This window comes from Rhizobium sp. AC27/96, from assembly GCF_001692325.1.
Taxonomy (GTDB): domain Bacteria; phylum Pseudomonadota; class Alphaproteobacteria; order Rhizobiales; family Rhizobiaceae; genus Rhizobium.
The window spans coordinates 680,297-697,064 of the sequence record NZ_LXKN01000018.1 but is presented as its reverse complement, the minus strand read 5'-3'; the positions used below and the strand labels follow the sequence as shown (position 1 = coordinate 697,064).

General features: G+C 61.5%; 18 protein-coding genes. 7 read left to right on the top strand and 11 right to left on the bottom strand.

The genetic code is table 11. From position 1 onward, the window contains the following. Nucleotides 1-58: 58 nt before the first annotated feature. The 7 genes from A6U86_RS16860 (at nt 59) to A6U86_RS16830 (ending at nt 6,490) form a co-directional block, all read left to right on the top strand. The gene (locus A6U86_RS16860; protein WP_068393398.1) at nt 59-1,312 is read left to right on the top strand and encodes an ABC transporter substrate-binding protein; all 1,254 of its coding nucleotides are present in this window, start codon (nt 59-61) and stop codon (nt 1,310-1,312) included. A 170-nt stretch (nt 1,313-1,482) separates the two neighbouring features. Further along, nucleotides 1,483-2,349, top strand: a complete 867-nt coding sequence (locus A6U86_RS16855) for a branched-chain amino acid ABC transporter permease (protein WP_068393395.1) — start codon at nt 1,483-1,485, stop codon at nt 2,347-2,349. Beyond that, nucleotides 2,346-3,383 (top strand): branched-chain amino acid ABC transporter permease, encoded by a 1,038-nt coding sequence (locus tag A6U86_RS16850; RefSeq protein WP_068393392.1) that lies wholly within the window; start codon nt 2,346-2,348, stop codon nt 3,381-3,383. Before A6U86_RS16855 ends, A6U86_RS16850 begins: the two co-directional genes overlap by 4 nt. Next, nucleotides 3,380-4,084, top strand: coding sequence for an ABC transporter ATP-binding protein (locus A6U86_RS16845; protein ID WP_068393388.1), 705 nt, complete (start codon nt 3,380-3,382; stop codon nt 4,082-4,084). Before A6U86_RS16850 ends, A6U86_RS16845 begins: the two co-directional genes overlap by 4 nt. A gap of 1 nt (nt 4,085) precedes the next feature. Next, the gene (locus A6U86_RS16840; RefSeq protein WP_068393386.1) at nt 4,086-4,802 is read left to right on the top strand and encodes an ABC transporter ATP-binding protein; all 717 of its coding nucleotides are present in this window, start codon (nt 4,086-4,088) and stop codon (nt 4,800-4,802) included. A gap of 15 nt (nt 4,803-4,817) precedes the next feature. Further along, nucleotides 4,818-5,534, top strand: coding sequence for an SDR family NAD(P)-dependent oxidoreductase (locus A6U86_RS16835; protein WP_068393383.1), 717 nt, complete (start codon nt 4,818-4,820; stop codon nt 5,532-5,534). Between the two features lie 11 nt (nt 5,535-5,545). Next, on the top strand, nt 5,546-6,490 hold the full coding sequence (locus A6U86_RS16830) for a helix-turn-helix domain-containing protein (protein WP_068393381.1): 945 nt from the start codon (nt 5,546-5,548) through the stop codon (nt 6,488-6,490). 41 nt (nt 6,491-6,531) lie between these two features. Here the strand turns inward: A6U86_RS16830 and A6U86_RS16825 are convergent, their stop codons facing one another. From A6U86_RS16825 to A6U86_RS16775, 11 genes are all read right to left on the bottom strand, one after another. Further along, on the bottom strand, nt 6,532-6,921 hold the full coding sequence (locus A6U86_RS16825; RefSeq protein ID WP_068393379.1) for a nuclear transport factor 2 family protein: 390 nt from the start codon (nt 6,919-6,921) through the stop codon (nt 6,532-6,534). 7 nt (nt 6,922-6,928) lie between these two features. Then, nucleotides 6,929-7,708 carry a MoaF C-terminal domain-containing protein gene (locus tag A6U86_RS16820; protein ID WP_068393375.1) on the bottom strand — a complete coding sequence of 260 codons (780 nt, stop codon included), beginning with the start codon at nt 7,706-7,708 and terminating at the stop codon, nt 6,929-6,931. A gap of 16 nt (nt 7,709-7,724) precedes the next feature. Further along, a complete protein-coding gene (locus A6U86_RS16815; protein ID WP_068393371.1) occupies nt 7,725-8,513 on the bottom strand; it encodes an SDR family NAD(P)-dependent oxidoreductase in 789 nt (262 codons plus the stop codon). Between the two features lie 166 nt (nt 8,514-8,679). Continuing rightward, nucleotides 8,680-9,486 carry a 4-hydroxy-2-oxoheptanedioate aldolase gene (gene hpaI, locus A6U86_RS16810; RefSeq protein WP_068393368.1) on the bottom strand — a complete coding sequence of 269 codons (807 nt, stop codon included), beginning with the start codon at nt 9,484-9,486 and terminating at the stop codon, nt 8,680-8,682. Between the two features lie 11 nt (nt 9,487-9,497). After that, nucleotides 9,498-10,301: a 2-oxo-hept-4-ene-1,7-dioate hydratase gene (hpaH, locus tag A6U86_RS16805; RefSeq protein ID WP_068393365.1), complete on the bottom strand. Its 804-nt coding sequence runs from the start codon at nt 10,299-10,301 to the stop codon at nt 9,498-9,500. After that, the gene (locus tag A6U86_RS16800; protein WP_068393361.1) at nt 10,301-11,173 is read right to left on the bottom strand and encodes a fumarylacetoacetate hydrolase family protein; all 873 of its coding nucleotides are present in this window, start codon (nt 11,171-11,173) and stop codon (nt 10,301-10,303) included. The genes hpaH and A6U86_RS16800 overlap by 1 nt, the downstream gene beginning before the upstream one ends. Before the next feature lie 23 nt (nt 11,174-11,196). Next, the gene (gene gabD / locus A6U86_RS16795; protein WP_068394048.1) at nt 11,197-12,651 is read right to left on the bottom strand and encodes an NADP-dependent succinate-semialdehyde dehydrogenase; all 1,455 of its coding nucleotides are present in this window, start codon (nt 12,649-12,651) and stop codon (nt 11,197-11,199) included. A 69-nt stretch (nt 12,652-12,720) separates the two neighbouring features. Further along, complete coding sequence (hpaD, locus tag A6U86_RS16790; protein WP_068393358.1) at nt 12,721-13,701, bottom strand: 3,4-dihydroxyphenylacetate 2,3-dioxygenase; 981 nt, start codon at nt 13,699-13,701, stop codon at nt 12,721-12,723. 43 nt (nt 13,702-13,744) lie between these two features. Then, nucleotides 13,745-15,262, bottom strand: coding sequence for a 5-carboxymethyl-2-hydroxymuconate semialdehyde dehydrogenase (hpaE, locus tag A6U86_RS16785; RefSeq protein WP_068393355.1), 1,518 nt, complete (start codon nt 15,260-15,262; stop codon nt 13,745-13,747). Between the two features lie 43 nt (nt 15,263-15,305). Continuing rightward, nucleotides 15,306-15,692, bottom strand: coding sequence for a 5-carboxymethyl-2-hydroxymuconate Delta-isomerase (locus tag A6U86_RS16780; RefSeq protein ID WP_068393352.1), 387 nt, complete (start codon nt 15,690-15,692; stop codon nt 15,306-15,308). A gap of 53 nt (nt 15,693-15,745) precedes the next feature. After that, a complete protein-coding gene (locus A6U86_RS16775; RefSeq protein WP_068393350.1) occupies nt 15,746-16,765 on the bottom strand; it encodes a homoserine kinase in 1,020 nt (339 codons plus the stop codon). Nucleotides 16,766-16,768: the final 3 nt, after the last annotated feature.

The window sequence follows — 16,768 nt, the reverse complement described above, 5'->3', positions numbered from 1 at the left end:
CCGGAGATCATCGAAGCAAAGATCCCGTGGGGAGCGGGACAACAAACTGGAGGAGACTATGCCTATCAATCTCAGAGGGCTGGCAATCGGCCTTTTCCTGACGCTCGTTTCGGCGTTCAGCGCAAACGCGGCCGCATCCTGCGGCGACAATAGCGGCAAGCCGGCAACCGGCGAGCCGATCATCATCGGCGCCATCACCGGCAAGACCGGTCCTGACGACTTCTCGAATTCGACCAAGGCGGCAAAGGCCTATTTCGATTGCCTCAATGCCAATGGCGGCATCAAGGGTCGGCCAGTCAAATATCTGGTCGAGGACGACCAGTGGAACCCGGAAATCGCCGCGCAGCTGGCCGCCAAGCTCGTCAATGACGAGAAAGCCGTGCTGATGGTCGGCAATTCCAGCTATGTCGAATGCGGCGCCAATGCCGAGCTCTACAAGAAGACAGGCATCCTGGTGCTGGCCGGTGTCGGCGTGCCGCGCGAATGCTTCTTCGCCGACAATATCGCCCCGACGAATGCTGGGCCACGCGTCTCCATGCTGGGTGCGATGGGCTATGCGCTCGACAAGCTCAACGCCAAGTCGGTCGTCTGCATCAGCCCGAATATTCCGAATGTCGGCACATGGTCCTGCGACGGTGTGATGTTGCTTGCCAAGGAAAAGGGCTTTGCCGCGCAGACGATCCTGATGGACCCCGGCTCTGCCGATGCCACGTCCATCATCCTGCAGGCGGCGGCGAGCAAGCCCGACGTCATCGTCCTCGGTCTGTCCAAGGGTGTCGCCGTGCCGCTGCTGACGGCCGCCGAAGAACAGGGGCTCAACCAGTCGATCACCTTCCTGAGTGCTGCCTCGGCCTATGATCTCTCGGTTCCCTCGACCATCGGCTCGGGCTGGGATGACAAATTCTATGTCAACATGGAATTCAACGACCTAAATGCGCAGACCCCGGACAATCAGAACTGGCTCGCGGTGATGGATCAGTACGGCCAGAAGTCCGACCCGCGCGACACCTTCGCCCAGGCCGGCTATCTGGCTGCGCGCATTGCCGAAAAAGCGCTGATGACGCTCGATCCGGCCAAGATCAACCGCGAGACGGCTTCCGCTGCCGTGCGTGGGATCAAGGACTTCAAGAGCGATATCTTCTGCACGCCCTGGTACTTCGGCGATGGTCAGACGCGTCACAACGCCAACTCGACGACGCGCATGGCCGTCAGCGAGGGTGGAAAGTGGAAGGTCGTCTCCGACTGCGCACCGTCGCCGGATCCGGAACTGAAGGATATCCGCGCCTTCGAAAAATCGGCGGGCATCAACTGAGCCCAGACGTTTGCCATCGGTTTCGCGGCTTAGAGGCCGCGGAACCGAACGACCACACGCATCGGCCCGAAAATCGGGATCGATTTTCGGAAGGCTCGATGCGTTGATCTAAAATATTACGGCGTCCCTTGCGCGTCTGAAGGACGCGCTGCGCCGTAGAGGATCGATCCATGAACCTTCTACCCTTCGTCATTTCCGGACTCGGGATCGGCGCAGTCTACGCGCTGTCCGGCGTCGGTCTCGTCGTTCTGTTTCGAGCGACCGGCGTTCTCAATTTCGCCTTCGGTGCTTTCGGCGCAATCGGTGCACATTGCGCCTGGCAATTGCTTGAGTGGAAGATGCCGCTCGCCGTTGCCATCCTTGCAGCCGTCGCGGTCTCGACGGCGATCAGCTTTCTCTATGGCCGGGTCTTCGCACCCATGCTGTCGCATCGTGATGTCGTCGTGCGTGCCGTCGGTACTCTTGCACCTGCGCTGATCCTGATCGCGATCATGGGTGTCATATGGGGCGAGCTGCCGCGCCGGCTGCAGTTCCCGACCGACCAGATGTTCGTCTCCATCTTTGCGGTGCGCCTCACCTTCACGCGCATCATCGCCATTATCCTGGCCATTCTCATGGTCGTCGTCATCACGCTGCTGCTGAACCGCACACGGCTTGGGCTCGATATGCGGGCGCTTGCCAATGATCGCGATCTCAGCGCAGTCCTCGGCGTGCGCATCCTCTACACGGAAACCGCCGCCTGGATCATGACAGGTATTTTTTCGGGGCTTGCCGGCCTGCTGCTCGCCGATCTCGTGCGTCTGCAGGGAACATTTCTGACGCTCTTGGTCATCCCTGCGATTGCCGCGGCGATCCTTGGCCAGTTGCGCTCGCTTTGGGAGACGGCTGTGGCCGGCATATTGATCGGTATCGCCGAAGCCGTGCTGACGCCGATTGCCTGGATATCGCCCTATCGCGCCGCCGCACCTTTCGTCATCGCGCTTGTTGCCGTCACCATCCTCGGAGGCACGGCGAGAGCCGCGTTGAAAGACCGATGACCGTTCAGGATCAAACAATCGCCTCCAACGCCGAAGGCCTCTCGATGGTGCGTCTGCCCAAGCAGCTTCTGCATGTTCCGGTGACGATGGCGATCTTCTCGATCATCGTCGCCTTGCTTGCCAATTCCTTCTGGCTCTCGGCCGCAACGTCAGCCGTCGCTCTGTCGCTCTCGATCGCCGGGCTTGCCATTCTCTACGGTCAGCTGGGTCTGGTGTCGCTTTGCCAATTTGCGCTCGTCGGTGTCGGCGGCTGGGTAACCCTTCGGGTCGGCCATGCCTTTCATCCACCCTTCGAAGTCAGCCTGCTCGCCGGCGGTATCGTCGCTTCGGTCGTGGGATTGGCATTCGGCTTACCCGCACTGCGTCTGCGCGGCCTCTATCTGGCGCTCGTGACGTTGATGCTCGCAGGCGCCTTCCAGATCATCATCAGCGCTTGGGGCTTTCCCGATGGCGGCCCGGGTTTCCTCGGGCGAGCCGATGGTGTCGGTCGCGAGATGCTGGCAAGGCCTGTCATAGCCGATAGCGAAGTGGCCTATTTCCTCTATGTCTGCGCAGCGGCGGCGATCGGTCTGCTGATCGCGCAGTGGCACAAGCTTGCGCGTCCCGGCCGGGCCTGGGCGCTGATCCGCAAGGGCGAGACCGTTGCGATCGCAAGCGGCGTCAACGTCCTGATGTACAAGGCCTGGGCCTTCGCGCTGAGCGGTTTTCTCGCCGGTCTTGCCGGGGGGCTGCTGGCCGGCAATGTCGGCCAGCTTGACGGCCGCGCCTTCGGTGCCTTCGACAGCCTCAATCTCTTTGCGCTTGCCATCGTCGGTGGCGTTTTCAACTGGTATGGCGCATTGATCGCCGGCCTTTTGCTACGCGCCGTGCCGGCGCTGCTCACCGATCTCGGCATCGACGGCTATGTCACCATCGGCATTTTCGGCATGGCGCTGTTCCATGCCCTAGCAACGGCCCCGACTGGTATTTCCGGTCAGATATCGGCTCTCATCGCCTGGCTGGGCAACAGGTTTTCCGGAGGAAAGGGGCGATGATCAAGATCGACAATCTCGTCGTGCAGTTCGGTGGTATTAGGCCGATCAATGAGCTCAGCGCCGTGCTGAAAGCCCCGGTCGCCGGCCTTATCGGCCCGAATGGCGCGGGCAAGACAACGCTGCTCAACGTGCTCTCCGGCTTCGTCAAGCCGGTGCAGGGGACGGTCTCGCTTGGTGAGCAAGCGTTGCTTTCTATGTCGCCGCTGCAGCGCGTGCGTGCGGGCTTGCGCCGTTCATTCCAGACTGAGCAGGTCGTCGAAGACTTGACGGTTGCCGGCAACATCACAGCAATCGCGGACCATGTCGTCGTAGCCGGACACCGTGCCGTAGCCGTCGAACTGGCTCTCGCCTTCGTTGGCCTGACTGATGTCGCTGATCGGCTCGGCCAATCCCTCAATCTATTTCAGCGCCGTCTTGTCGAGCTGGCAAAATGCGTCGTGGGAGAGCCGAAGCTCATTCTGCTCGATGAACCGGCAGCGGGCCTCACGGAAGAAGAAGGCAAGGCATTTCGCGAGCTGGTGCTGCGTATCCCGGCGGAATTCCGCGCACAGGTTCTGGTCATCGACCATGATGTCGATCTGATCCGCTCCATGTGCAGCGAAACCATGGTGCTCGATTACGGCAAGCTGCTGGCGCTCGGCCCGACGCATTCGGTGCTTGCCGATCCCAATGTGCGGCGCGCCTATCTGGGGGAGTTTTGACATGAGCGAGACATCGGAAATCCGTGTCGAAGGCCTCACCGTCGAGCGCGGCGGCAAGCGCGTCATCCATGATATCTCCTTCACAGTAGCGGCCGGCAAGATCACGACGTTGCTTGGTGCCAACGGCGCCGGCAAGTCGAGCACGGTCATGGCGATGGCGGGCGTTTTGCCCCGTGGCGGCTCGGTGCGCCTGGGGGATACGATGCTCGAAGGGTTCCCGCCTGATCGCATCCGCCGGGCCGGTCTTGCGCTGGTGCCGGAAGGGCATCGCGTGCTCGGGCAGCTTTCCGTCGAGGATAATATTCTCGTTGCGGCTCTCGAGGGATCGGCGGCCGTGCGGCGGCAAGGTCTCGCACATGCCTATGAGATCTTTCCAGAACTCGCCGAACGAAGACGCCAATCGGCATCGAATCTTTCCGGCGGTCAGAAGCAGATGGTGGCGATGGCGCAGGCCTTCGTCGCCAAGCCTCATTTCATGATCGTCGATGAGCTGTCGCTTGGCCTCGCCCCTGCCGTCGTCAAGCGTCTGGCGGAAGCCCTGAAGATTGCGGCCACCCGTGGCATCGGTGTCTTGCTGATCGAGCAGTTCGCCAATCTCGCGCTCGATCTCGCCGACCAGGCTCTTGTTCTGGAGCGTGGGCGCCTCGTCTTTTCAGGCACGGCCGCCACGCTCAAAGCCCAGCCGGACATTCTTCACGTCGCCTATCTGGCAAGCTGAATCGAGGGAGCCTTCATGACATTTTTTGTTGATCTTTTTGCCGGGCGAACGATCGTCATAGCCGGTGGTACATCGGGCATAGGCGCGGCGACCGCGCAGCGCTTTGCCGATCTCGGCGCCCGTGTGCTGAGTTTCGGGCTCGGTGCTTCAAAGGCGCCGGCAAGCAGCCGGATCGAACATCACGAGATCGATGTGTTGAAGCCCGGTGCGCTGGAAGCCTTCTTCTCTTCGGTCGATGCGGTCGACATTCTCGTCAATTGCACCGGCGTTAGCCGCGATCGGGGCGAGTGGGAGAAGGGCGTATTTGATGAGGTGATGGCGATCAATCTGACATCGGTGATGGATTGCTGCCGGCTGGCCCGTCCGCACATGCGGACGGGATCGGCGATCGTCAACATAGCTTCGATGTATTCGACCTTCGGCGCCGCCGATCGTCCGGCCTATGCCGCAAGCAAGGGCGCGATCGTGCAGCTCACAAAATCGCTCGCCCAGGAATATGCACAAGCCGATATCCGCGTGAATGCGGTGGCGCCCGGCTGGATCGTCACGCCCTTGAGCCGCGCACTGTTTGCCGACGAAGGGGCCTCGACGCCGATCCTCCGACGCATCCCGGCTGGCCGCTGGGGTGCTTCCGAAGAAGTCGCCGATGCGATCGTCTTCCTGTCGTCCGACGCGGCGCGCTATATCACCGGCGCCTGCCTGCCGGTCGATGGCGGTTATCTCACCTCTTGAGGGTATCGATCGTGGCTGTAGCACTTCATCGGCATGTCGAAAGCGCCAGCGGCCGGGAGTTCGCGGGGTTGGCGCGCAATCTTTTCGGTAATGTCCGGCTCGATTTCGGCGCTGCGGACGAACAAAAGAGCCGCATGACATCCGCCATGCTGGGCGCTTGCCGGCTGACGCGACTGGAGGCGGACCGACACGTCGTCTTCGGCGATCATGTCATGGCAGCACCGGATGATCCGGACGCGATCAAACTGATCGTGCAGACGGAAGGCAGTGCTTCGCTCATGCAGGGCGGATTGCATGCGCCCGTCTCGCGAAATGCGCTTGTCATCTACGATCCCAGCCGTCCCTACATGCTGACGAACAGCACGCCGGTTCGCCAGTTGCTGCTGCAATTGCCGCGCCATAGCCTGCCCGCGACGGCTGTGGAGCGATTGTCGCAACCCTTCACGGCACATGCCGATAAGGATGGCATGTGCCGGATCCTTCTGTCGCTGATGGATTCGACCATTCATGAGATCGATCATCTTGACGAGGCCAGGCGCGCAAGTGTTGGCCAGACCATGATCGAGCTCGTGCGCACCATGATTGGCGCAGACCTGCAGCAGGCAATACCGGTCGCAAACCCGCTTTACACTCTGCTGCAGCGGATCACGGATTTCATCGATATCAATCTCGAACGGCCGGATCTGACTGTTACCATGATCGCGCGGCGCATGGGCTGCTCGGTGCGTTACGTCTATCGCGCATTCGAAGCCGAGTGCCTGACGCCTTCCGATTACATCTGGGATCTGCGTGTGCAGAAAGCCGCGACACGGTTGCGGGATGCCGGCGGCTACGCCGGAGAAATATCCGAGATCGCCTTTGCGCTCGGTTTTTCCTCCAGCGCGCATTTTTCCCGCGCCTTCCGCCATCGTTATGGCGTTTCACCGTCGCAATGGCGCAAAGCGAATATGTCCTAGTGGTACAAGGCGGCCCTGCCGGAGCCGAGCCGCCCCGTTTCTTATTTCATGGATTCAGCCACTCTCAGCGTGTCCGTGAACTGCTCGAAACACCGGATCTTGTCTCCCGCCACGCCCCAGACGTGAACGACGCGAGCCTTGAACGCTTTGCCGGTTTGCTTGTTGGTGCCGCTGTAGTCGCCGACGCCAACAACCTCGTCGCCGGCGTCGAGCAGGCGTTCGAGCTTGAAGGTGTATCCGTCGAAGGCCTGTCCAAGCGCCTGGAAGACGTTCTTGACGATTTCCTGCGGGCCGACATAGGTGCCGGCGCAGGGAAAGCCATCCATCTCGGTCCAGCGGCAATCGGGAGCGATGTCGGCGAGCATGCCGTCCATGTCGCGGCGGTCGTTGGCGTCGTAATGCGCCTTTACGATATCGAATGCTGTGCGCATGGCGTCCTCACACTGGTTCCTGGCCGGGCAGGTAATAGGTCATCGAAGCTTTGCGGATGAAGGCGCCGGCCGGACTGTTCTGGATGCGCCCGTCACCTGTGATGCCTAGGAATTTGCCTGTCGAACGCATGTCGTTGAAATTGTAGAAGAAGGTCGATGCGACCGCGATCTTGAACTCGCGGAAAGTGAAGATGTAGAGATTGTCGTCGAACTTGTAGGTCGTGGTCAGATCGACATCGCCATGGCCGCGCTGCACGCCGACAAGGCATTGCCAGGCATAGCGCTGCGACGAGAGATAGGTGTGCTCGTAGACGTGGTTGGGGCTGTAGGTGAAGTGTGCCCGAAGTCCGATCAGATCGCGGCTTTCATGCGGCACCGGTCCGCTCGCGGCGCCACCTTCGATGACGCCCGGCCGGAAGATCTGCGTGACCTGCGGCTCGCCGACGGAATCCTTGACCTCGCGAACGACCGAGTAGATGGAAAGCACCCGGCGCGTTTCGGTGTTGAGGATCAGCGTCTCCGCTTCCTTGGGGCGGCCGGCAAAGATGATCTCGACGAAATAGGTCTTCGGCGCGACTTCGATCACCTCGGACAAGTCGGTGCCGCTGTCCTTGCCGTCGGACCATTTGGCCTCGCCCTTGGTAAAGGCAAGCTCCAGCGTGCGACCGTCGTCGAAGGCGATCTTGTGCGACGAGCCGGTCAGGGCTTCAGTGGCGGGCAGACGGTTGGTGTCGATGCCATAGGCGAATTCGTCGTAGGTTTTCCAGTCCTTGGGATTCTGGTTCATCGGTATTTCCTCTCCCTTATTCTACAAAAGCCAGAGTCGGCAGATCGACGGTGCCGGCACCGCCGTCGACGGTGAGCACTGCGCCATTGATCATCGATGCCTCGCCCGAAGCGAGGAAGCAGACGGCATTGGCGACGTCTTCGGCGGTTGCCGGGCGGCCGAGCGGCACGTCCTTGGTGACGAGCGCATATGCCTCCTCGATGCTGTTCAGCTTGTATTTCTCGACGATGAATTCCATCTGCTCATCGGCCATGGCAGTCGTGACCCAGCCGGGGCAGACGGTATTGGTGCGCACGCCCTTGCGGCCGTAGTCGCGGGCGAGCGATTTCGCGAGGCCGATGCAGCCATGCTTCATGGTGACGTAGCCCGCCGCATCCGGCCCGGCAAAAAGCCCGGCGATCGAGGCGAGGACGACGATATTGCCCTGGTTCTTGATGAGATGCGGCAGGGATTCGCGGGCGCTGACGAAGGCGGTGTTGAGGTTGAGGCGGACGGCGAGATCCCAGGTCTCGTCCGACATGCTGACCGTCGGCCCGACGCCATGGCCGCCGGCATTGGCAATCAGGATATCGAGGCCGCCATGGGTCTCGACCACCTTCTCGACAGCAGCCCTCATCGCCGCACCATCGGCAGCATCGGCCGCGACGATGGTCGCGCCGATTTCATCGGCAACACTTCTCAGCGGCTCGGGACGGCGCCCGACGAGCGCGACATTGCCGCCCTCCTGCCGGATGCGGCGCGCAACCGCCGCGCCGATGCCCGTACCGCCGCCGGTGATCAGGGCGGTCTTGTTCTTGAAACGCATGTTTCCTCCTCTTGGCTTTCGGGTTCATCATGACCGATGCTTGCAGAGGCGTCGCGTCCAGCTGTGCAGTCGGTTTTGACTGAGCGTGCACAACGCGTGCCTCATGCCGAAAATTTGCGTGACGAAACGCAGGGTCACACGACGCCGGGGAGGGTGGCGTCAGCGATCAGTAGACTTTGGTCTCTGCCGCCGGCTTGGCAGCCTCCGCCTTCTTGAAATCGTCCAGCAGCTTGGTCGTGGCATTGGCAAGCAAGGTGACGTCGTTGCCGATGGCGACGAAAGTCGCGCCAAGCTCGAGATAGCGTTTCGCAAGCGAGAGATCGCCGATCAGGATTCCGGCTGCCTTGCCGTGAGATTGAATTTTGGCGAGCGCCTTCTCGACTTCGGCTTGAACCTCAGGTGCACCGGGCTTGCCGAGATAGCCCATGTCGGCCGCAAGATCGGCCGGGCCGATGAAGACGCCGTCGACGCCGTCGGTTGAGGCGATGGCGTCGAGTGCTGCAAGCCCCGCACGGCTTTCCACCTGCAGGAGCAGGCAGATCTCGTCATTGGCCGTCGGCAGATAGTCGGGTATGCGGTTGAAAGCCGAGGCGCGGGCAAGGGCTGCGCCGACACCCCGCACACCATGCGGCGGGTAGCGAACCGCCTTGACCATGGTCTCGGCCATCTCCTTGCTGTCGACCATCGGGATCAGCAGGGTCTGAGCGCCGATATCGAGCATCTGCTTGATGATCCAGGTCTCGCCGATCGGTGGGCGGATGACCGCATGGCTTGTCGTGCCCTTCATCGCCTGCAGTTGCGAGGCGAGAAGCGGCACGTCGTTCGGCGCATGCTCGGCGTCGAGCAGCAGCCAGTCATAACCGGCGCCGGAGCAGATTTCGACGGTGTAGGGATTGGCGAGCGCCTGCCAAAGGCCGATCTGCGCCCGCCCTTCCTTCAGTGCCTGTTTAAAGAGGTTCTTGGGCGCCGGCATGGTTCACTCCTTCATGCAAAATAGAGGCTGACCGATCCATAGGGGCCGAAATCGGCATTGATCGTGTCGCCGTGCCGCGTCTCGATCGGCCGGATGAATGAGCCGGCGAGCACGATCTGACCGGCCTCGATGCCGTCGCCATATTGCGACAGGCGATTGGCGAGCCAAGCAACGCCGCGGGCGGGCTGGTTGAGCACGCCGGCGCCAAGGCCCGTTTCCTCGACTTCGGCATTGCGGCTGACGACGGCTCCCATCCAGCGCATGTCGATCTGGTCGGGCCGCACAGCGCGGCCGCCGGTGACGATGCCGGCATTGGCGGCATTGTCGGAGATGGTGTCGACGATGGTGCGTGCTTTTTTCGTGTCAGGATCGACCCGGAGGATACGGGTATCGAGGATTTCGAGGGCCGGCGTCACGTAATCGGTGGCATTCAGCACATCGAAGATCGAGACGTTCGGGCCCTTGAGCGGTGCCTTCATGACGAAGGCGATTTCGGCCTCGATGCGAGGCTGGATGAAACGATCGGCCGGCACGGTGGCGCCATCCTCGAAGACCATGTCATCGAAAAGCACGCCGGAATCCGGAATGTTGATGTTGAGGGCATATTGCATCGCCTTCGATGTCAGCCCGATCTTCCAGCCGATCGGCTTGCGTCCCCCGGCGATCTTCTTCTGCACCCAGGCGCTCTGGATGGCGTAGGAATCGTCCATGGTCATCTGCGGGTGCTTGAGCGAGAGGAGCCCGGTCTGGACGCGCGTCCGTTCAGCCTGGTCGAGGCTCTCGGCCGCTGCCTGGATTTCATCATGCGACAGCATCAGCGCACCTCATCGGCGATGGTGTTTTTCAGGATGCCGATTCCATCGGCCTCGACTTCGACGACGTCACCTGGCTTCAGCCAGATCGGCGGATCGAAGCGGGCGCCGGCGCCGGTCGGCGTGCCGGTCACGATGACGTCGCCGGGAACGAGCGTAGTGAAGGTGGAGATGTAGTTGATGATCTTGCGGAAGGAGAAGATCATCCGGCTGCTGCGGTCGCTCTGGCGCACCTCGCCGTTGACGCGGGTCGTCAGCGCTATGTCTTCGAGCTGGGCTGCATCGGTAAACGGGACCAGCCAGGGACCGATCGAGCCGGTATTGTCGAAGTTCTTGCCCTGGGTCACGTTGAACTTCGCATGGCGCACCCAGTCGCGGATCGTGCCTTCATTGCAGAGCGACAAAGCCGCTATATGGGAGAAGGCGTCCACCTCGGCGATCCTGCGCCCGCCTTTGCCGATGACGATGACGACCTCGCCTTCATAATCGAGCTGCGGGCTTTCCGGCGGCCGGATCAGGGGCTGTTCGTGCCCCGTGAACGACCGCGGAAAGCGGATGAACAGCGAGGGGTTGGAGGGGGCAGCCTGCCCATCCTTGTATTCCTCGTTGCGGTCGGGGAAATTGACCCCGACGCAAATGATCTTTTCCGGCGACGGAATGGGAATCTCGAAGCGGATGTCGTCGAGCGTGAAATCCGGCTTCAAAGTCTTGCCCTCCTCTGCGAGCTGAAGGAGGCGACCCGCCTCGATTACCTCGCGCAGGGTGGGCCATGTCGCGCCATGGCGGGCCGAGAGGTCGACGACACCGCCGTCGACCTCAAGCCCGTAGCCATGACGGCCGTTTCTGGAAAAAGACAGGAATCTTGGATGCGTCATGCTTTCATGGCCTTGTTTTGACCTCAGGCTATCCCGCCGAGGCAGACATATTTGATTTCGGTGAATTCCTCGATGCCGTAGCGCGAGCCCTCGCGGCCAAGGCCGGAAAGCTTAACGCCGCCGAACGGTGCTTCGGCCGTGGAGATCAGACCGGTATTGACGCCGACCATGCCGTATTCCAGCGCCTCGGCGACCCGGAAGACGCGGGCGAGGTCCTTGGCGTAGAAATAAGAGGCAAGACCGAACTCGGTGTCGTTGGCCTGGGCGATGACATCGGCCTCATCCTTGAAACGGAAGAGCGGAGCGACGGGACCGAAAGTCTCTTCCTTGGCAACGGCCATGGCCGGCGTGACATCGGCCAGCACGGTCGCCTCATAGAAGCGTCCGCCAAGCTGGTGGCGATGACCGCCGGCAATGACACGGCCACCCTTGGACAGCGCATCGGTGACATGCTCCTCGACCTTGGCAAGGGCCGCCTCGTCGATCAGCGGCCCGAGATTGATGCCCTCGTCAAAGCCGTTGCCGGTCTTGAGCGAGCCGACGGCCTTGGCCAGCTTCTCGGTAAAGGCATCATAGACACCGTCCTGCACATAGAGGCGGTTGGCGCAGACGCAGGTCTGGCCGTTGTTGCGGAATTTTGCGATCAGCGCACCTTCGACGGCAGCATCGAGATCGGCATCGTCAAAGACGATGAAAGGCGCGTTGCCGCCGAGCTCCAGCCCAAGCTTCTTGATGGTCGGCGCGCTCTGCTTGTAAAGCTCGGCGCCGACTTCGGTCGAACCGGTGAAGGTGAGCTTGCGCACGACCGGGCTTGCGGTCATCTCCGCGCCGATCTGGCGGGCGGAGCCGGTGATCACGCTGAACAGACCCTTGGGAAGACCGGCACGTTCGGCAAGGATGGCGATGGCAATGGCCGAGAACGGCGTCTGCGAGGCCGGCTTCAGCACCATGGCGCAGCCGGCGGCAAAGGCAGGCCCGGCCTTGCGGGTGATCATGGCATTCGGGAAGTTCCAGGGTGTAATGGCCGCGACGACGCCGATCGGCTGCTTCATGACCAGAATGCGCTTGTCCTTCTGGTGGCCGGGAATGATGTCGCCATAGACTCGGCGGGCTTCTTCGGCAAACCATTCGACGAAGCTGGCGCCATAGGCGATTTCGCCCTTGGCTTCCGGCAGCGGCTTGCCCTGTTCGGCAGTCAGGATGCGTCCAAGATCGTCCTGGTTTTCCATCATCAGCTCGAACCAGCGCTTCAGGATGCCGGAACGCTCCTTGGCGGTGCGGGCGGCCCATTCCCTTTGAGCAACTTCGGCTGCGGCGATTGCCTTCTTGGTCTCGGCAGCACCCAGATTGGGAACGATCCCAATGATCTCGCCATTTGCCGGATTGTCGACCTTGATCGCATTGGAAGGATCGGCTTCGATCCAATCGCCACCGACCAATGCCGCCTGCCGGAACAATGTTGCGTCTTTCAAATTCATGACTGCCTCCTCGCGCTTGCGAACGTTGATGAGGAGCGGGCGTTTTTCACCCGCTCTCAAGGGTAACGCTTAAGGAGCGATAATCGGCTGCGCCTTCAGATCGGGCTCTGCCACTTCCGCACCGGCAAACAGGCTACCATGTTCGAACCAGGATTTGGGAGCCGGTGCGCCCCAAAGCGTCTGGCGCTGGGGATCCTTCAGATCCCACTTGATCGGCTCAAGATCTGGATCGACCGTCTGGTAGTCAGAGCAATAGATCTCGATGCGATGGCCGTCCGGATCGAGGATATAGAGGAAGAAGGCGTTGGAGATGCCGTGGCGCCCCGGTCCGCGCTCGATATTGGCGACCCAGCCGGTGGTCGCCATCAGGTCTAGCAGGTCGATGATGTTGAGCGGTGTCGGCACCCAGAAAGCGGTGTGGTGCAGGCGCGGGCCGCGACCATTGGTGAAGGCGATGTCGTGGACGCCGCCCTTGCGGTGGGTCCAGGCAGCCCAGAGACGTCCGGTTTCTTCGTCCGCCGTGTATTCGGTGACGCGGAAGCCGAGCTCGTTGTAGAAGGCAACGCTCTCGTCGACATTGGTCGAGAAGCAGTTGAAGTGGTCGATGCGCAGAGGCTTCACGCCCTTGTAGAGGGCGTATTTCTGATGGATCGGCGGCAAGCGGTCCATCTTCGAATAGAATTCAAGCGGGATGCCGTGCGGGTCGCGGGTGCGGAAGGTCCGCGCCTGATACGGACGCTCGACCCATTTCACCGGCAGGTCCTTGCCCTTGAAGAAATGCGCTGCCTTGTCGAGGTCCTCGTCGCTGAAGACCTTGAAGCCGAGATCGCGAGCTTCGGCCTTGTCGGATTTCTTGAGCACGATGCAGTGATGACCGCGCTCCTCCATTGCCCGCAGGTAGATTGTATCGGTCGTCTCGTCCGTTACCTGCAGGCCAAGCGTGTCGACATAGAAGGCGCGGGACTTGGCAAGATCGGTGACACCGAATTCGACATGGCTGAGGCGCACGATGTTGAAGGGCGGATAGAGATTGGGTTTCGGCAGGGGCATTTGTTCCTCCTCTTTATGCGTACTTATTGTGTGTATTGGCAGCTCAGCCGCCGAGTTTCTGGATGGCGTGCGGCTTGGTGGCGAAGGCGACGTTCTTGGTTTCCATGTAGAAATCGAAAGACCAGTCGCCGCCGTCGCGGCCGATGCCGGAGCTCTTGACCCCACCGAAGGGGGTCGGCAGGTGGCGCACATTTTCCGAATTTACCCAGATCATGCCGGCTTCGAGATGATCGGTGAAACGGAAGGCGCGCGTCACGTCGGAAGTCCAGAGATAGCCCGTCAGGCCGTACTGGACGTCGTTGGCAAGGGCGAGCGCATCGGCTTCGTCCTTGAAGGGGATGGCCGTCAGCACCGGCCCGAAGATTTCCTCCTGGGCGATGCGCATCTGGTTGTTGGCGCCGGTAAACAGCGTGGGGGAGACGTAGCAACCGCCGCCCGGGCCGTTGACCTTCTCGCCGCCGGCGGCAAGCGTGGCCCCCTCCGAACGGCCGATCTGAATGTATTCCAGTACCTTCTTCTCATGCACAGGATGAACGAGTGGGCCGACGACGGTTTCCGGATCAAGCGGATGGCCGACCTTGATGCGTTTCGCCTTCTCGGCAACGATGGCGGTGAATTTGTCGTAGACGCTTTCCTCGACCAGCAGGCGCGAAGAGGACGTGCAGCGCTCGCCATTCAAAGAATAGATCATGAAGACGGCGGCGTCAGCCGCGCGCTCAAGATCGGCATCGGCGAAGACAATGACCGGGTTCTTGCCGCCGAGCTCGAAGTGAACCCGCTTCAGCGTGTCGGCACCCTGCTTCATAATCATCGAACCAGTGCGGCTTTCGCCGACGAAGCCGATGGCCTTGATCAGGGGATGTTCCGTCAGAGCCTTGCCGGCATCCTCTCCAAAACCGTTGACGAGATTCCAGACGCCCTTCGGCAGGCCGGCATCTTCGGCAATCTCGACCAGCAGACGCGCGGTCAGCGGCGAGAATTCAGCCGGCTTGTGGACGATGGTGCAGCCGGCGGCGAGAGCCGGCGCGATCTTCCAGGTCGACAGCATGAAGGGCGTATTCCAGGGCGTGATAATGCCGACCGGGCCGATCGGCACGCGCGTCGTCAGGTTCACCTGGCCTTCGGCGCGCAGCGTCTTGCCGTCACGGGCTTCCGGTGCGCGGTCGGCGAAGAAGCGGAAGTTCTCGGCGCCGCGAAGGGCGGCTTTCGCCATGAATTTCATGGATTGCCCGGTGTCCATGCATTCTACGAAGGCGATCTCTTCGGCGCGCGCAACGATAGCGTCTGCTATTTTGTGCAGGAGCTTCTTGCGGGCGTCGCCGGGCATGGCGGCCCATTCGGCGAAGGCAGCCTTTGCGGCCTTTGCAGCGCGGTCAATATCGGCGGCCTTGCCGCGGGCAACGGTTGCAAGCGGCTTCAGATCGACAGGCGAAATGGTCTCGAAGGTCGAGCCATCATCGGCCGGCACATCCTCGCCGTTGATGCGGTTGAGAACACCGCGATCCCTGAACTGGGCCAGATAGGTTTCGGCCTTTGCGATGTTTTCCTGCAATTTGGACATCGTCTCTTCCCTTGATGTTGCAGCATCCCGCTAGGGGACTGTTTTACTTGCCGCGCAGCCGCGGATGGATGGCGTTTTTCTTCCAGCTCAATTCCGCATCGATCTCGCGGATTTCCAGCGAAAGGGCGAAATGCGGCGTCTCAAAAAGTGGCCCGAGAACATCGATGGCCGCAGCGAAGACTGCTTCGCCGGTGCGCTTCTTTTCCTCTTCCGTGCGGCCTTTGCCGATGCGGAAGTTCAGATCGACGAAGGCGTTCTCGGGCAGCTTGTCGGCGATTGCGTAATGCTCGGCGCGAAAAGCGCGCACCCGCACGGCGCCGACCTCGAAAAGGCCGGTCTCCAGAACCGTCTTCAGCAGCCGTTCGCAGAACGCGCCGATATCGGCGCGGCCGTCGAGATTGGCCGAATATTCGATGGCGAGATGTGGCATCAAGTCCTCCCGAACCTCATTTACTTAACACGTTAACAATAATGGAAAGGATGTCAAGCGGCCGCGTTGAGCTTTCTTGCCATCTCCAGACTTTCGTTGACGTAGCGCGCCAGGCGCTCGGTGGCGCCAGGTATTTCCGGCCGCTCTGCGAGCCATCCGATATAGGTAAGACTTCTCAGGACCATGAAGAGCGGCAGGATTTCGAGCGCCGCATCGGAAAGCTCGCGTCGGCTGCGATAGCCGCTGATCAGGGCCTTCTCAATAGCGGGGTAGGCCGGCTCGTTGCGGTTTTTCAGCAGGGACGTCGCGAGATCGAAGAGGCGGAAGCCATGGCCGGCATCATCGAAATCGATGAAGGCGACGCTGTCCTCGTTCTCCGTCAGGAAAATGTTCTCGCGTACGAGGTCGGCATGGATCAGCCCGTAGTCTAGACCATGCCCGCTTGCCTCCGCGAGCGCATGGCGCAACTCCCCACGCAATGCCGAAAGTGCGTCCGTGTCATCACGCGAAAGCCCCGCGCAATCCCAGAAGCGTCCCCAAAGCGGCTTCTCTCCGACCAAGCCTTCGGCGTCCCATGCAGGGCGGCGGAATCGCTCCGGCGGTTGCCAGGCGTCGGCGAGGTTGTGCATGGTCGCCATGTCCCGGCCGATACAGAAGAAGATTTCCACTTGCCTTTCAGCCGGTATCGAGAGCGGTACGCCGCTCTGACCGAGTGGAGTGCCGTCGACCCAGCTCACCACGTCGGCATGCTGTTCGGCAAAATGCCGGTGGGCTGGCAAGCGGACGAGGCTTTGCCTGCCGCTCGTCGCAACCGGGCTCGGCACATTGAGGCCGCCGAGCTTCAGCGCCGCCATGAAATGCAGCTCCGAGCGCAGGCTCGTCTCGTCGTGATAGCCCGGCCGATGCAGCCGGAGCGCGGCGAACTGACCATCCTCCAGCGTAATCCGGAAGACGGCATTCTCCCGATATTTCATCAGGACAGGCTCATGTGCCTGCACCGGCCAATGGGCGATTGCCTCCAGCGCACGCTTCTGGAGAGCATCGCGGATGCTCTGCGGCAACTGATCAGCCATACC

Excerpts from the sequence above, each read along its gene's own strand:
- hpaD (WP_068393358.1), bottom strand. The coding sequence starts at position 13,701 with ATGCCCCTGCCGAAACCCAATCTCTATCCGCCCTTCAACATCGTGCGC.
- A6U86_RS16850 (WP_068393392.1), top strand. The coding sequence starts at position 2,346 with ATGACCGTTCAGGATCAAACAATCGCCTCCAACGCCGAAGGCCTCTCG.
- A6U86_RS16780 (WP_068393352.1), bottom strand. The coding sequence starts at position 15,692 with ATGCCACATCTCGCCATCGAATATTCGGCCAATCTCGACGGCCGCGCC.
- A6U86_RS16845 (WP_068393388.1), top strand. The coding sequence starts at position 3,380 with ATGATCAAGATCGACAATCTCGTCGTGCAGTTCGGTGGTATTAGGCCG.
- A6U86_RS16815 (WP_068393371.1), bottom strand. The coding sequence starts at position 8,513 with ATGCGTTTCAAGAACAAGACCGCCCTGATCACCGGCGGCGGTACGGGC.
- A6U86_RS16835 (WP_068393383.1), top strand. The coding sequence starts at position 4,818 with ATGACATTTTTTGTTGATCTTTTTGCCGGGCGAACGATCGTCATAGCC.
- hpaH (WP_068393365.1), bottom strand. The coding sequence starts at position 10,301 with ATGCTGTCGCATGATGAAATCCAGGCAGCGGCCGAGAGCCTCGACCAG.
- A6U86_RS16825 (WP_068393379.1), bottom strand. The coding sequence starts at position 6,921 with ATGCGCACAGCATTCGATATCGTAAAGGCGCATTACGACGCCAACGAC.
- A6U86_RS16855 (WP_068393395.1), top strand. The coding sequence starts at position 1,483 with ATGAACCTTCTACCCTTCGTCATTTCCGGACTCGGGATCGGCGCAGTC.
- A6U86_RS16775 (WP_068393350.1), bottom strand. The coding sequence starts at position 16,765 with ATGGCTGATCAGTTGCCGCAGAGCATCCGCGATGCTCTCCAGAAGCGT.
- A6U86_RS16840 (WP_068393386.1), top strand. The coding sequence starts at position 4,086 with ATGAGCGAGACATCGGAAATCCGTGTCGAAGGCCTCACCGTCGAGCGC.
- gabD (WP_068394048.1), bottom strand. The coding sequence starts at position 12,651 with ATGAATTTGAAAGACGCAACATTGTTCCGGCAGGCGGCATTGGTCGGT.
- A6U86_RS16860 (WP_068393398.1), top strand. The coding sequence starts at position 59 with ATGCCTATCAATCTCAGAGGGCTGGCAATCGGCCTTTTCCTGACGCTC.
- A6U86_RS16820 (WP_068393375.1), bottom strand. The coding sequence starts at position 7,708 with ATGAACCAGAATCCCAAGGACTGGAAAACCTACGACGAATTCGCCTAT.
- A6U86_RS16800 (WP_068393361.1), bottom strand. The coding sequence starts at position 11,173 with ATGACGCATCCAAGATTCCTGTCTTTTTCCAGAAACGGCCGTCATGGC.
- hpaI (WP_068393368.1), bottom strand. The coding sequence starts at position 9,486 with ATGCCGGCGCCCAAGAACCTCTTTAAACAGGCACTGAAGGAAGGGCGG.
- hpaE (WP_068393355.1), bottom strand. The coding sequence starts at position 15,262 with ATGTCCAAATTGCAGGAAAACATCGCAAAGGCCGAAACCTATCTGGCC.